Origin of the sequence: Dactylosporangium vinaceum, assembly GCF_019904175.1 — a bacterium.
In the GTDB taxonomy this organism is placed as follows: domain Bacteria; phylum Actinomycetota; class Actinomycetes; order Mycobacteriales; family Micromonosporaceae; genus Dactylosporangium; species Dactylosporangium vinaceum.
On the sequence record NZ_CP061913.1, the window covers coordinates 24,963 to 40,284 of the forward strand.

Here is a 15,322-nt window from a genome sequence, read left to right on the forward strand (position 1 = left end):
CGGCGCGGTCCCTCGACAGGCTGCTACTCGTCCTCGGGTGGCAGCGAGACCAGGTAGTCCACGACCTCCGAGTAGCGCGCCGACGCCATGGCCACCGTGAGGTCCGCGGCGCCGTAGTACATGCGGAGCTCGTCGCGGGCCTCGTCGTGGACCAGACCGGTCGGGAACACCACGTTCGGGACGTCGCCCACTCGCTCATAATCCGCGTCGGGCCCCAGGACCCAGCTCGGAGTACGACGGATGACCTTCGTCGGGTCGTCGAGGTCGAGCATGACCAGGCCGACGCGGTAGATCGAGGTGGCCACCATCTGCTTGACGCCGTGGTACACCGCGAGCCAGCCGTGCGGCGTCTCGATCGGCGGCGGGCCCATGCCGATCCGAGTGGCGTCCCACCACGGGCCGGAGCGGGCCTGCATGACCGGCTCGGGGGTCGTCCACGAGCGCAGGTCCTTCGACTTCGACAGCCAGACGTCGGCGCGTGCGGAGACGACCGAGACCGGGCGGTGGAAGAGGACGTAGTCGCCGTTGATGCGGCGCGGGAGCAGCGACGCGTTCTTGTCCTCGGGCGGCATGACGACGCCCAGGGACTCGACGGTCTGGAAGTCCTCCGTCCGGGCCAGGGCGACGCAGGGGCCGCCCGGGCCGTACGCCGTGTAGGCGATGACGTATCCGCCCAGGTCCTCGACGTAGGTGATGCGCGGATCCTCGACACCCCAGCAGCTGTGGGCGTCGGTCGGGTCGTCGGCGATGAGGGGCTTGCCCTCGACGACCCAGTCGGTGCGCCCGTCCTTCGAACGGGCGACGGTCAGGTGGGAGATACCGCGGCGGTCCTCGATCCGGCAGAGCAGGACCGTGTCGCCGTTGTGCATCGCGGCACCGGGATTGAAGACGCTGTTTATCGGATACGGGAAGTCCCCGGCGCCGAGCAGGGGATTGCCTGGTTCCCGGTGGAACAGCTCCGCGTCAAAGTGCATCGGAATGGTCCTCCGTGTTGCGCAGACGGGGCGGTGTGGCGGTCGCGCCGAAGCCGGCCGACGCCCGGCCCACCACACGCCCCTTGTTCGTGGGCTTCGAGAGCGCGGTGGTCGGCAGGGAGGTCGGGACCGGAGCCGTAGCTGCGACTGGATGCGGCAATGCGGCCAAACCGGCCCTTAGGAGGCTTAGTAGCGCTTGGTAATAGGCTAGCGTGGACTCGGCGCCCTGGTTCCCATTTGGCTCAGTGGCCGACAGACCGTCGTGGCAGGCGCCCGTTGCGTCGACGTACATGCGGGCACCCGCGCGGTTGCGGCCGAGGAACCATGAGTATGCCCAGCCGGCCAGCTTCGCGTGGTGCGGGTCGGCGGTGTGCTGCCAGGCGTCGACGAGGGCCTCGCTGATCGCGGCGGCGTCGAGCGGCTGCTCGTCGCCGTCGTCGGCCATCCAGTGGGCGCCGCGGCGGTGCCACTTGTTGCCGACGCAGCGCAGGGTGCCGTCGGCCAGGCCGACGTGCTGGACGTACCAGTCCAGGGCGGCCAGGGCCCGGGCGGCGGCCGCGTCGTCCTGCAGGAGTGCCGCGCCGAGGAGCATGGCCTGGGGCAGCCGGGCGTTGTCGTAGGTGAGCTCGTCCTCGAACCAGCGCCAGGCCGGGTCGGTGGACGAGGTCTCGATGAGGGCTTCGTCGAGCCGGGCGAGCAGTGGCGCGGCCTGTTCGGTGCGGCCGGCGCGGGCCAGGCCGATGAGCGCGTAGGCCGCCGAGCGCAGCCCGAGCCCGAAGAGCGACTCGGCGCGCGGGCCGAGCTCGTCGAGGAGCGCGGCGGCCGGCCTTCGAATGTCGTCGGGGACCGCCGGGGTCCCCACCAGTACCCCCAAGGCCCAGACAGTGCGACCGACGTGGTCACCCGTGTGTGGCCAGTCCTGCCAGGTCCCGCCGTAGCTCAGCACGTTGTGCATGGCCCCGGAGGGGTCGTAGGCCGCGGTCAGGAACCGGATCGACTGGCGCAGCCAGCGCGTCGCCGTGGCCGTCTGCTTGGCGTCGGTGCCGACCGCGAGCAGGTCCGCGGCGACGATGGCCAGGCGGGCGACGTCGTCGACGCAGTACCCGGAAGCCGCATCCGGGTTGGGCCCGCTCGCGAACTGGATGATCCCGATCTCGTCGGTGAGCCGCGAGAGGTGATCGAGGTTCAGCGGCGGCGCGGCCGCGGTGGCGTGCCCCGGGCGGGCGGTGGCCGCCTCGGCCTGGCGCACGACGTCGGTGACGAGGTCCGCCTCGCGGGCGGCGACGGCCGGCCACGGCAGCCAGGCCGCGCACGCCTCGGCGACGGCCTTGGCCGCGGCGAGGGCCCGGGCGTCGCTGAGCAGGTCGATGATCTCGGCGGCGAGTGCGGCGCCGTCGCCGATCGGCACGACGCGACCGGCCCCGCCGGCCAGCATGTCCTCGGCGTAGCTGTAGGACGTCGAGACCGCGGGCAGGCCCGCACCCAGGGCGAACGTCAGCGCGCCGGAGCAGATCTGCTCGGGCTGGCGATACGGCGTGACGAACAGCGTGCTCGCGTGCAGGATCGCGGACAGCTCGTCGAGGGCCAGGAAGGCGTCGACGAAGTGCACGTTGCCGCTGAGGCCGAGCCGCTGGACCTGCTCGTGCAGGCCCTCCCGGTAGACCTCGCCCTCCTGACGCTTGATCTCGGGGTGCGTCGTCCCGGCGACGATGTACTGCACCTCCGGGTGCTTCGTCACGACCTCGGCCAGCGCGTCGATCGCGATGTCGATGCCCTTGCCCTTGCTGAGCAGGCCGAACGTCGTGAGCGTCGGCTTGCCCCGGACCGTGTCGAGCAGTTCGCGCAGCTCCGGGCGCAGCGTGGCCGGCTCGGGCGGGCGGCGCATGACGTCAGGCGCACCGTGCGGCACCACCACGAGCTGGTGGCCGGCGGCGATCCCGGTGCGGATGGCGACCCGGCGGGCGGTCTCGGTGAAGACCGTGACCCGGGCGGCGCGGGCGCACAGTGCGCGCAGCGTGGCGGCCTGGCCGGGCGACGGGCGGGTCAGCACGGTGTGCAGCGTCAGCAGATACGGGATGCCGCACGCGTTGAGCGCACGGGTGAGCTCGAGCAGGTGCGAGCCGTCCGGTCCGCCGAAGATCCCGTACTCGTGCTGGATCAGCACGACCTGGACACCGGCGTCGCGCAGGACCCGGGCGGCCGCGGAGTAGTCCTCGATGCGGTCCTGGGTGATGGTGGCGACGACCTCGTCGCCGTAGGAGTGCCCGTCACGGTCGATGGCCACGACGACTGATTCCAGGTCGTCGGTGGCGACACCCAGTGCCTCGCGCAGGTCCGCGGTGTAGGTCGCGAGCCCGCATCGGCGAGGCAGATAGGTCGACACGATACCGAGTCGATAGGTCGCGGCAGGGTGTGGCATGAGCACATTGTTACCCCCGGCGGCGCCCGAAAACCTTCATTCGCCGGGATGAGGGACTGCCGCATATGTCGCTCTACCCCAGGTCATGCCCGATCTCACCCGGGAAAGTTCATGCGTAGGAGTCAATCTGTGCATTCGCCTGCGGAGATGACCAATGCTCACGTACTGTCATCATGAACTCTGGAACCAATCGGGCAGCGGTTCACGGGCGCCGATCCATTCGGCCGGAATGCCGGCGACGCCGACCCGGGCCGCGATGATCCCGCCGACGATCGCACACATCGAGTCGACGTCGCCGCCCGCGCGGACGCACGCCTCCAGTGCTCCCGCGTAGTCGTCGAGGTGCGTCGCCGCCACCCACAGCGCGAACGGCACCGTGTCCTGCGCCAGCGCGTGCGAGCCGTTGCCGAGATCGGTGGCGGCCTCGCGCGGATCGGTGCCCGGCGCGATCCGCGTGGCCCGGCCGATGCCGTCGCGGACGTCCGACGGCGGCAGGTAGTGCAGGACCTGGCGCAGCAGGTCGCCGGGGCCGGCCGTGGCGTGGGCGGCGGCCAGCGCGACGGCGACCGCCCCGGCCACCCCCTCGGGATGCCGGTGCGTGACCTCGGCCGACAGCACCGCCTCGCGCGCGGCCAGGTCCGGGTCGGCCGAGAAGTAGGCCCCCAGCGGCGCCACCCGCATCGCCGCGCCGTTGCCGGCCGAGCCGCGCCCCGAGAACAGGGCCCCGGCGGCCGAACGCCACGGCACGCCCTCCCGGATGCTCTGCAGGAGGGCAACGGCGCCGCGGCCGTACCCCCGGTCGGCGCTCCACCGCGAGGCGAACGCGTCGGCCAGGGCATGCTGCTCGACCCGCCCGTCAAGCCGCAGTGCCTGCACGAGCGAGCAGGCCATCTCCGTGTCGTCGGTCCAGCGCCAGGGTGCGGGCGGCAGCTCGAAAGCGGCGCCGTCGGGCAGCGGCGGCTTCATTTCGAACGGGGCGCCGAGCGCGTCTCCCACGGACAGGCCGGTCAGGCTGGCGAACGCGGCGGCAAGATTCACGGGCCGAATGTACCGGGCGCGTTCCCGCCCGATCATCCTGTGGAAATCGGGGACAAAAATGTCGGACCCACCGGGTAGCGTGCGCGGCGTGGATCGGACGTTCCAAGTTGACCTGCGCGGCATCGTCGACCTGCTCAGTCACCACCTCTATGCGAGCCCCCGGGTCTACGTCCGGGAGCTGCTGCAGAATGCCGTCGATGCGATAACGGCCCGGCGCACGGCCGACCCGGCGGCCCCGGCGGCGATCCGGATCGACACGCCCGACGTCACCGGCGACGGCACCCTGCGGGTGCACGACACCGGCGTCGGGCTGACCGAGGAGCAGGTGCACCAGTTCCTCGCGACGATCGGGCGCAGCTCCAAGCGCGACGACCTCGGGTTCGCCCGGCACGACTTCCTCGGCCAGTTCGGGATCGGGCTGCTGTCCTGTTTCCTCGTCGCCGACGAGATCCGGGTGCTGACCCGGGCCGAGGGCGGGCCGGCCGTGCTGTGGCGCGGCTATGCCGACGGCCGATACAGCGTGCAGACGGAAGACCAGCACCGCGCCGAGGTCGGCACGTCGGTGACGCTCGTGCCGCGCCGCGACGCCGAGGAGTGGCTGCGCCGCCCCACAGTCGTCGAGCTGGCGTCGCTCTACGGGTCAATGCTGCCCTTCCGGGTCGAGGTCGCCGGGGTGCCGGTCAGCGGAGACGGGCTTCCGTGGCACAACCGGGAGAGGCTCAGCGAATACTGCCGCGAGGTCTTCGGCTTCGTGCCCTTCGACGTCATCGACCTCAAGGTGCCGGAGTCCGGGCTCACCGGGATCGCGTTCGTGCTGCCCACGCCGGCGAACCCGGCCGCGCGGGCCGGCCACCGGGTGTATCTCAAGCGCATGCTGCTGGCCGAGGGCGCCGAGGGCGTGCTGCCGCCGTGGGCGTTCTTCGCCCGCTGCGTGATCGACACCAGCGAGCTGCGGCCGACCGCCAGCCGTGAGGCGCTCTACGAGGACTCGCTGCTGGAGGCGACCCGCGAGGCGCTCGGCGACCAGCTGCGGGGTTGGCTGATGAAGCTGGCCGGGCGCAGCCCGCGGCGGCTCGGCGAGTTCCTCGACGTGCACCACCTCGGCGTCAAGGCCCTGGCCATGCACGACGACGAGATGCTGCGGCTCGTCGAGCGCTGGTGGCCGATGGAGACCAACGCGGGCCGGATGACGCTCGCCGACTTCCGGGCCCAGCACGGCCTGATCCGCTACTCCGCCCAGCTCGACGAGTTCCGCCAGATCGGCGCGGTCGCGGCGGCGCAGGGCATGGCGCTCGTCAACGCCGGCTACATCTACGACACCGAGATCATCGAGCGGCTGCCGCAGGTCGAGCCGGGCGCGCTCATCGAGCGGGTCGAGCCGGGCGACCTGAGCACCGCCTTCGACGTGCTCGAGCCCGAGGTCGAGCTGGCCAAGCGGCCCTTCGTGCAGCTGGCCCAGCGCGCGCTCGACCGCCTCGGCTGCGAGGTCGTGCTGCGCGCGTTCGACCCGGCCGGCGTGCCGGCGATGTACCTGACCAGCCGCTCGGCGACGTTCGCGGCCGAGCTGCGGGCCACCCGCGAGCGCGTCGACGACGTGTGGGCCGACGTGCTCGACGCCCTGGCCCGCACCGACGAGCAGGACCGCTCCCAGCTGGTGCTCAACTACCGCAACCCGCTCGTGCGGCGGGTCACCGAGATCCCCGACCCAGACCTCGTCCGGCTCGCGGTCGAGGGGCTCTACGGCCAGGCTCTGCTGCTCGGCCACCATCCGCTGCGGCCGGCCGACGCCGCGCTGCTCAACGGCTCATTCCTGGGCCTGCTCAACAAGGCGGTCGGACATGAAGAGTGAAGACGAGCTGTGGACGCTGCTGCGCGAGGCCTACCAGATGCCCTACGGCGGGGCCCAGATCGCGCTCGTCGAGCAGGTCATGGCCCACGCCGACGCCGGCGGGCACGACGAGCTGCGGCTGGCCTCGCGGCTGTTCGCGACGACCGCCTACGTGCACGGCGGCGAGACGGCCAAGTCGTTCGTGACGTTCTCGTGGTGCCGCTCGGAGTACGACGCCCACCCGGAGCGCTTCGACGAGCAGGACGAGCACCTGCTCCTCTGGCACTTCAAATACATGGTCAACGGCCTGCTGAAGTTTCCCGCCGTGCCGCTCGGGCGCACCTATGACGTGCTCGACGACATGGAGCGCCGGTTCCGGGCCGGCGGGCACAGCCTGCACGCCGTCTACGCGCACCGCTACCAGGTCGCCGAGCACGTCGGCGACGCGGCGGCGGCCGACGACTGGTATGCGAAGTGGAGCGCGGCGCCCCGCGACCACAACAGCGACTGCGCCGGCTGCGACCCCGGCGCGAAGGTCGACCACCTGGTCAGCCGGGGCCGCGACGACGAGGCGGTGGCGATGGCCGCGCCGGTCCTCGCCGGCCGGCTCACCTGCGTGGAGCAGCCGCAGTCGATCCTGACGTCGCTGATGGTGCCGTATGTGCGGACCGGGCGGCTGACCGAGGCGGCCGACGCGCACCGGCAGGCGTATCGGAAGCTGCGCGGCAACCTCGCCGACATGCAGACCGTGGCCGACCACATCGAGTTCTGCGCGCGGACCGGCAACGAGACCCGGGGCCTGGAGATGGTCCAGCGGCACCTGCCGTGGCTCGAGCGCTCGCCCAGCCCGCAGGCCGAGATGTGGTTCGCCGCCGCCTCGGCCCTGCTGCTCGGCCGGCTCGACCGTGGGCTGCCGCTCGGGGATTCGACAGCCGGTGAGCTCGGCGACCGGCTCGCCGCCCGGGCCCGCGACTGGGCCGCCAAGTTCGACGAGCGCAACGGCTCGGCCGCGGTCTCCGGCCGGATCGAGGCGCTGCTGGCCGCGCCGCCGCTCGTCGAGCAGCTGCCGCTGAGCGCCGTGGCCCGGCAGAAGACGCCGGCCACGGTGCGCCCGGAGCCGGTCGAGGAGCTGCCGGCCGAGGCCGGGGCGCTCATGGACCGGGCCTGGGCGCTGTATCACGAGCATCGGATCGAGGCCGCCGCAGCCGCGTTCGCGCGCTTCGACGAGCTGCACCCCGAGCCGCCGGCCGAGCTGGGCGTGCGCCGCCTCGACGGCCGGGCCCGGCTCGCCGCCATCCGCGACGACGGCGGACCCGAGGCCGAGGGCCTGTTCCGAGCGACGGCGGAGGCCCACCGGGCGCTCGGCCACGAGCTCAAGGCGCTGGGCGCCGAGTCCCGCGCCGTGCTCTCCCGTCAGGCCGATGAGCAGATGCTGGCCGACCTCCTCGCGCTTACCGAGCGCATCCTGGCCCACCCGGAGGCCGCGCACGACGCCGACGTGCGGGCCGAGGCGCGGATGCGGGCCGAGTCGGCGTACCTGCGGCTGGAGCGGCCGGACGAGGCGCTGGCCGCCGTCGAGGCCGCGCTCGCCGAGAAGCCGGCCCGGGCCACCCTGCGGGCCGAGCTGGAGGCCCGGCGGGCTCGGCTCCTGCTGATGCTCGACCGGCACGAGGAGGCGGTCGCGGCCGGCGACGAGGCGCTGCGGCTATACGCGGAGCTGGGCTCCCCGCCCGCGGCGGCGATCCCGGCTCTCGTCCGGGCCCACGCGCTTGGCAACCTCGAGCGCTTCGACGACGCCACAGCGGGCTTCAGTCAGGCGCTCGGGCTCGCCAACGAGCGCATGTACCGGCTCTCCGCCCTCGTCGGCCGGGCCCGCTCCCGGCTCGCCGCCGAGCACCCCGCCGACGCGATCGACGACCTGGTCGAGGCCGTGGCCGACCACGTGGCCCACGGCGAGGACAGTCCGGCCGCGCTGCTGCGATACGACCTGGCCGCCGCCTACTACCGGGCCGACCAGCCCGGCGACGCGGCCGAGGCGGCGGAGAGCGCCATCGACGCCCTCGACCGGGCCGGCGCGCAGGAGCAGGCCGACCAGACCCGATACCTGCTGTCCCGGGTCTACCGCGAGCTGGGCGAGCTGGATCTGGCGCTCGGCCTGCTGGACACGCTCGCGACGAACCTGGACGGGTTCGACAACCTGCCCGCGCGCGGCCGGATGCTGCAGGAGGCGGCCCAGCTGCTCTACGAGGCCGACCGGGACGCGCAGGCGGCGGACCGGTTCGCGGCCGCGGCGGAGGCCTACCGGGCGGCCGGAGACATCCAGTCCGAGATGTTCACCCGGCGCCTGCGGGCCCTGTCGCTGCGCTGGGCCGGTGATGTGCCGGGCTCACTGAGCGCCCTGGCCGAGGCCGACGCGCTGTCCCGCTCGCTCGACGCCACCGTCGATCCGGCCGAGCCCTGGCTGGTGTGGCAGCGCGCGATGCTCGACTGCGACGCGGCCCGCGTCCACATCGGGGCGGGGAGCCTCGACGAGGCGGCCACCCGATCGGCGAGCGCGGCCGACGCGCTCCGGGCGATCGGCTCGCTCAGCGAGGCGCTCGACGCCGACTTCCTGCACGCCGAGGCGCTGATGCGGGCCGGGGACCCGGCCGCGGCCGAGGCGCGGCTGCGGTCGGTGCTCGGGGCGGTGCCCCGCGGATCGCAGCTTGAGCACAACTCGGCCTGGATGCTTGCCGAGTCGCTGGAGGCCCAGGGGCGCTCCGAGGAGGCCGAGGAGATCAGGGCGCAGTATTTGCAGCAGTGACGAACTTGCCGCAGTGACGAACTTAACGCTCGTTCAGTAGCGGGCTTGACATGCAGTTAGGCTTTCCCCATGACGCTGGAACGGCAAGCCGTACGACCGCCCGCTCAGTCCCGGGGTGCCGGGCCGGCCGGCGCACCGGCCGGTCAGCAGCCGCGGCGGCGGTCCCGGCGGGACGAGATTCTCGAGATCGCCGTGGGGCTGTTCGCGGCCCGCGGCTATCACGGCGTCTCCATGGACGACATCGGTGCCGCGGCCGGCGTGACCGGCCCCGCGCTCTATCACCACTTCGCCGGGAAAGAGGCGATGCTCGCCGCGGCCCTCATCCCGGTCAGCGAGCAGCTGCTCGCCGGGGGCAAGGCGCACATCGCCGAGGCCGGTGACGACCCGCGCACCGCGCTTGCCGCGCTCGTCGACTTCCACGTCGAGTTCGCGCTGGCCAATCCGGCCGTCATCGCCCTGCACCTGCACGAGCTCGACCGGCTGCCGGAGGAGCCGCGGCGGCAGATCCGGCGGCTGCAGCGCCTCTACGTCGAGGAGTGGGTCAACACCCTCACCGCGCTGCGGGCCGGCGAGCTGAACGACGGCGAGGCCCGGGTGCTGGCGCACGCGGCGTTCGGTCTCATGAACTCGACGCCGTTCCTCGGCGGCGAGGTCGACCGCACGCGCCGCGCCGAGCTGCTCCGCGCGGCGACGCTTTCCGCACTGCAGGGATAAATCCTCGTCTTTCGACGCGACCTGGGGAAACCCTGTTATCCACAGGCTCGCCACCTTCCTTTCCACAGAGTTATCCACAGGAGAGTCGACTCAATGTTGAGTTCGCTGCTCGTGGCGAATCGGGGGGAGATCGCCCGCCGGGTGATCCGGACCGCGAATCGCCTGGGGATCCGGACCATCGCCGTGCACTCCGAAGCCGACGCCGATCTGCCGTTCGTGCGCGAGGCCGCCGAGGCGGTGCCCATCGGGCCGGCCAACCCGGCGCAGTCGTATCGCAACGCCGAGGCCGTGCTGGCCGCGGCGAAGGCGACAGGGGCCGAGGCGATCCACCCGGGGTACGGGTTCCTGTCGGAGAACGCCGCGTTCGCCGAGACGGTGCTCGACAACGGACTGATCTGGGTCGGTCCCGGGCCCGCGGCCATCGCGGCGATGGGTGACAAGATCAACGCTCGGAACCTGATGGCGGCGGCCGGAGTACCCGTGGCGCCGGGAACCCACGACCCGGCGGCGAGCGCGGAGGCCGCCCTCGCGGCCGCCCGGGAGATCGGCTTCCCGGTCATGGTGAAGGCGGCGGCCGGCGGCGGGGGCATGGGCATGGCGGTCGCCGACGACGCCGACCGGCTGCGCACCGAATACGACAAGGTCCGCGCCTTTGCGGAGCGGATGTTCGGCGACGGCTCCGTGCTCATCGAGCGCTACTTCCCGCGGGTCCGGCACATCGAGGTACAAATTCTGGGGCTTGCCGATGGGCGGATTGTCGCGCTCGGCGAGCGGGAGTGCTCCGTGCAGCGACGCAACCAGAAGCTCCTCGAGGAGTCGCCCTCGCCCGCGCTGAGCCCCGAGCAGCGGCGCGACCTGCTCGCCGCGGCCGTGCGGGCCGGTGAGGCGGTCGCCTACCGCAACGCCGGGACTGTCGAGTGCCTGTTCGACCCGGCCGCGGGGCAGTTCTTCTTCCTGGAGATGAACACCCGGCTGCAGGTCGAGCACCCGGTCACCGAGGCCGTCTTCGGCATCGACCTGGTCGAGCAGCAGCTGCGGGTCGCGTCCGGCCTGGCGCCGACGTTCGACCCGGAGGCGCTCGCGGTCACGGGGCACGCCATCGAGGTGCGGGTCAACGCCGAGGACCCGAAGCGGTTCCTGCCGGGCCCGGGGGCGATCGCGACCTGGACCGAGCCGACCGGTGACGGGGTGCGGGTCGACGCCGGGTACACGGCCGGCAACACTGTCACCCCGCACTACGACTCGCTCATGGCCAAGCTGATCGTGCACGGCCCGGACCGGGCCGCGGCGATCGCGAAGCTGCGGACCGCGGTGCAGGACTTCGCCGTCGCCGGGCCGAAGGTGAACCTCCCGTTCTTCGCCGAACTGCTGGACAACCCCGAGTTCCTCTCCGGCGACTACGACACCGGCATTGTGGGGCGAATGCGATGACGGCGCTCTCCATCCGCGAGGTCGGCCCCCGCGACGGGCTCCAGAACGAGGACCCGGTCCCCGCCGACGCCAAGGTCCGGCTGCTCGACGCGCTGTCCGGGACCGGCGTCGGGCGCATCGAGGCGGTCTCGTTCGTCCACCCGAAGGCGATCCCGCAGATGGCCGACGCCGACGAGGTGTGGGCCAGGGCGAAGAAGAACCCGCTCGTCCGGTACTCCGCGCTGGTGCCCAACACCAAGGGCGCGCAGCGGGCCGTCGCGGCCGGCTTCACCGAGATCGAGGTGGTCGTCTCGGCGTCGGACACGCACAACCGGCGCAACGTCAACCGCTCGACCGACGAGTCCCTGGACGACATCGCCGGCCTGATCGACCTGCTGCACGGCGCGGGCGCGAGCGCCGAGGTGATCATCGCGACCAGCTTCGGCTGCCCGTTCGAGGGCGACGTCGACCCGCGCCGGGTGGCCGGGATCGTCGACCGGGTGGTGGCCGACGGGGCCGACCGGGTCGCGTTCGGCGACACCACCGGGATGGGCACGCCCCGGCGGGTCGAGGACGTCGTCGGGCCGGTGCGCGACAGGCACCCCGACCTGCCGCTGCTGCTGCACTTCCACAACACGCGGGGCACCGCACTGGCGAACATCCTGACCGCGCTGCGCCTCGGCGTCACCGAGTTCGACGCGAGCATCGGCGGGCTCGGCGGGTGCCCGTACGCGCCCGGAGCCACCGGCAACGTGGCCACCGAAGAGGTGGTGCACATGCTCGAGGACATGGGCTACGACACCGGAATCGACCTGAAAGCGCTGCTCGAGGCGGGCCGGCTGGCCCAGGAGATCGTGGGCCGGGAGCTGCCGTCGGGAGTACTGAAGGCCGGGCCGCGCATTCCCCTGTGAGGCTTGTGTCCGATTCGTCCGTGTCCCCGGCCCAGGCTGTTCGTTGCTCAGTACGGAAAGAGTCATATGTGGGGCGTATGCCCGACATTGAACCGTACTGAGGGGGTGACATGGCCGCGTCGAAGCCTTCGCAGCCGGCCGTGTCCCGCTGCGCGAAGTGGACTGTGCGTGGGCTGATCGTCGCCGGTGTCGCCGGTGTCGCCTGGCTCATGTCGGCCGCGGCGGCGCACGCCTCCGGCACGGAGATCTCTGACCAGCCCGCGCTGCTCGCCCCGGTGACCAACCTGCTCATCGGCGACAGCGGCGTGCGGCACACCGGCATGAGCGGCGACCAGCCGCGGGTCTTCCAGCACCGACCGGACCGGCAGCCGCCGGCTCTGGACCGCCGGCGCGGTGACCTGCTGACCAGCACCGTGTTCACGGTGCTGAGCCCCGTGGCGAAGGCCGCCGCACCCGTGACCGGTACGGTCACCGGGGCCGTGACCGGGACCGTGCACCGGACGGTGACACTCACGAAAGCGCCGGTCCAGACCGTGGACCGCCACCGCTCGGCGTCGGCTGACGCGTCGAGCGCCAAGCACGCGAGCAAGAAGAGGCCGGCACAGGCCGGTATCACCCGGACCCACCACCACCGGACGCAGGAGCCGGCCGTCCAGGCCGTGCCGGTCCGCGCAGGGTCCAGCGGCGACGTGACCGCTGCGGCGACCGGCACCACCCGTGCCGGCGTCGACACGGTCGCCGCCGCCCGGGCCGCCGCCCGCCTCCGCGCCCTCAGGGTGGCCGAGGCGCTGGACGGCGCGTCCGCCAGGCCGGTCGTGAACCGGAACATTGCGCAGGGTGCGAACCACGTGCCGCTGCTGCCCCGGCCCGCACCCATGCCGGCACCGCCGGCGGCCGGCCTCGCCACCGGGGTACCGAGCTCAGGCTCGGGCCTCAACCACGAGGGCGCCGCCGTGCTGCCCGCCGCACCGGCCGGCACGAAGGTACTGACCTTCCGGCCGGACGCGGTCGAGGACGTCGAACTGCGGCTGCTAGCAGCCGAGAGGCCGACAGTCTCACCCGACTGAGGCAGTTCCGGCCAGCCGCCGCGACGCGCTGCGGGCCGACGGAACCTGCCTCGGTCCAACGGACCCGCATCGACCACATCGCGGCATCTGTAACGAGCAAACAGCAACAACAAGGGCGCACGTCGACAGGGCGAAGCCGGGATGAGCCTGCCCGCACGCGGGCTCGGTGGCTTCGTGCCGCGCCCATTCCTTGCAGTACCGAGATTGATAACTACCGAAGGGTCACACTTTCCCATGAAGACGTGGGTTCGTAAGTCGCTCAACGTTGGTGTGCTGTCCGCGGGTGTCCTGCTCGTCTCGGGCGGGGCCGCGCACGCCGACTGGACGACCGGGTACAACGCCGGGCTCCTCAACGGCAATCAGTTCGACACCACGCTGCAGGTGCCCGTCAACGTCTGCGGCAACTCGATCGCGATCCTCGGCTTCGCCGACGCGAACTGCGGCGGCGGCGCCACCGCGATCAAGACGGAGAGCGCCAGCTCCACCGAGAGCGCGACCACCGAGGACTGGACGAGCGGCTACAACGCCGGCGTTGCCAACGGCAACCAGCTCGACACCACCCTCCAGGTGCCGGTCAACGTGAGCGGCAACGCCGTCTCGCTGCTCGGCTTCTCGAGCGCGTCCTCGTCCGGCGGCGCCGCCGCCGTCAAGGGCAACGTCTCCTCGGACAACGACAACGACGGCTGGGACAACGGCGGCCGCCGCCACCACCGGCACCACAACGGTGGCAACGGCCAGGGCAACGGCAACGGCGGGGACTACAACGCCGCGGCGAACAGCTCGTACCCGGGCGCCCAGGCCAACGGTGACTACACCGAGAGCGCCGCGAACCGCACCGAGGACTGGACCTCGGGCTACAACGCGGGCCTGCTCAACGGCAACCAGTTCGACACCACGCTGCAGGCCCCGGTCAACGTCTCCGGCAACGCGATCGCGCTGCTCGGCTTCGCGGGTGCCCAGAGCCAGGGTGGCGCGTGGGCGGTCAAGGGCGAGAGCGCCACGACCGAGAGCGCGACCACCGAGGCCAGCCACACCACCGGCTACAACGCCGGCCTGCTCAACGGCAACCAGCTCGACACCACGCTCCAGCTGCCGATCAACCTGTGCGGCAACTCGATCGCGATCCTGGGCTTCTCCTCCGCCAACTGCGGCGGCGGCGCTGTCGCCTACAAGGGCGACGGCGGCTCGGACAACGACGGTCGCGGCCAGGGCAACGGCGGCTGGGACAACGACGGTCGCGGTCACCACCACCACGGGCACGGCAACGGCAACGGTGGCTGGGACAACGACGGCGACGGCAACGGCAACGGCAACGGCGGCTACGACGGCAACGGCAACAGCAACGGCGGCTACGGCGGCCAGGGCAACGCCAACGGTGGCAACGGCTACGGCGGCAACGGCAACGCCAACGGCGACAACGGCTACGGTGGCAACGCCAACGCGACAGGCGCCTACGCCAACTCCAACGGCAACACCAACGGTGACGCCAGCGACGTGAAGGCCAACGCCAACAACGCGTCGAAGATGCACAAGGCGAGCAAGAAGTCGCACAAGTCGATCGACCTGGGCGAGCACGCCAAGACCAGCAAGCACATGAAGCACAGCCCGAAGGGCAACGGCTCCGGCCTCGCCGCCGCCAACGACGCGGGCTACGGCAACGCCGCCGCGAACGGCGACAACGGCTACGGCGGCGGGAACGCCAACGGTGCCGGCGACGACAACGGCGGCTGGGACCACGGCCGTGGCGACGACAACGGCGGCTGGGACCACGGCCGCGGCGACGACAACGGCGGCTGGGACAACGGCCGTGGCCACCACCGTCACCACGACGGCCGGGGCAACGGCAACGGCGGGGCGACCGCGGTGAAGGGCGGCTGCGGCGACTGGACCACCGGGTTCAACGCGGGCCTGCTCAACGGCAACCAGTTCGACAGCACGGTCCAGCTGCCGATCAACATCAGCGGCAACGCCGTCTCGGTCCTGGGCTTCTCGCAGGCCCAGAGCTCGGGTGGCGCGGTGGCCTACTCCTGCTGACGTGACAGCGGTACCCCCTGATCCACAGGGGGTACCCGGGCTCCGCGAGCACACGCCGACCCGCTGTCTCGCAGTGCCCGTCGCGCAGAAGGAATCCAACCCAGTTGGAACTTCACCTCCGCGT

At 72.2% G+C, this 15,322-nt stretch carries 10 protein-coding genes; 7 read left to right on the forward strand and 3 right to left on the reverse strand.

Annotated features, from left to right (window positions below; genetic code table 11):
• Positions 1-23 precede the first annotated feature (23 nt).
• From Dvina_RS00140 to Dvina_RS00150, 3 genes are all read right to left on the reverse strand, one after another.
• On the reverse strand, positions 24-974 hold the full coding sequence (locus Dvina_RS00140; protein WP_223100343.1) for a glycoside hydrolase family 130 protein: 951 nt from the start codon (positions 972-974) through the stop codon (positions 24-26).
• On the reverse strand, positions 964-3,357 hold the full coding sequence (locus Dvina_RS00145) for a glycosyltransferase (RefSeq protein ID WP_223100345.1): 2,394 nt from the start codon (positions 3,355-3,357) through the stop codon (positions 964-966). The genes Dvina_RS00140 and Dvina_RS00145 overlap by 11 nt, the downstream gene beginning before the upstream one ends.
• Before the next feature lie 207 nt (positions 3,358-3,564).
• Positions 3,565-4,431, reverse strand: a complete 867-nt coding sequence (locus Dvina_RS00150) for an ADP-ribosylglycohydrolase family protein (protein ID WP_246655933.1) — start codon at positions 4,429-4,431, stop codon at positions 3,565-3,567.
• Positions 4,432-4,519: 88 nt separating this feature from the next.
• Between Dvina_RS00150 and Dvina_RS00155 the strand changes: the two genes are divergently transcribed.
• The 7 genes from Dvina_RS00155 (at position 4,520) to Dvina_RS00185 (ending at position 15,198) form a co-directional block, all read left to right on the forward strand.
• Positions 4,520-6,280, forward strand: a complete 1,761-nt coding sequence (locus tag Dvina_RS00155; RefSeq protein ID WP_223100349.1) for an HSP90 family protein — start codon at positions 4,520-4,522, stop codon at positions 6,278-6,280.
• Positions 6,270-9,062: a tetratricopeptide repeat protein gene (locus tag Dvina_RS00160; RefSeq protein WP_223100350.1), complete on the forward strand. Its 2,793-nt coding sequence runs from the start codon at positions 6,270-6,272 to the stop codon at positions 9,060-9,062. The genes Dvina_RS00155 and Dvina_RS00160 overlap by 11 nt, the downstream gene beginning before the upstream one ends.
• A 69-nt stretch (positions 9,063-9,131) precedes the next feature.
• Positions 9,132-9,776 (forward strand): TetR/AcrR family transcriptional regulator, encoded by a 645-nt coding sequence (locus Dvina_RS00165; protein ID WP_223100352.1) that lies wholly within the window; start codon positions 9,132-9,134, stop codon positions 9,774-9,776.
• A gap of 93 nt (positions 9,777-9,869) precedes the next feature.
• Positions 9,870-11,207, forward strand: a complete 1,338-nt coding sequence (locus tag Dvina_RS00170) for an acetyl-CoA carboxylase biotin carboxylase subunit (protein WP_223100353.1) — start codon at positions 9,870-9,872, stop codon at positions 11,205-11,207.
• Positions 11,204-12,097, forward strand: coding sequence for a hydroxymethylglutaryl-CoA lyase (locus Dvina_RS00175; protein ID WP_223100354.1), 894 nt, complete (start codon positions 11,204-11,206; stop codon positions 12,095-12,097). The genes Dvina_RS00170 and Dvina_RS00175 overlap by 4 nt, the downstream gene beginning before the upstream one ends.
• Before the next feature lie 110 nt (positions 12,098-12,207).
• Positions 12,208-13,164 carry a hypothetical protein gene (locus tag Dvina_RS00180; RefSeq protein WP_223100355.1) on the forward strand — a complete coding sequence of 319 codons (957 nt, stop codon included), beginning with the start codon at positions 12,208-12,210 and terminating at the stop codon, positions 13,162-13,164.
• A 234-nt stretch (positions 13,165-13,398) separates the two neighbouring features.
• On the forward strand, positions 13,399-15,198 hold the full coding sequence (locus tag Dvina_RS00185) for a chaplin family protein (RefSeq protein WP_223100356.1): 1,800 nt from the start codon (positions 13,399-13,401) through the stop codon (positions 15,196-15,198).
• The last annotated feature ends 124 nt before the right edge of the window (positions 15,199-15,322 follow it).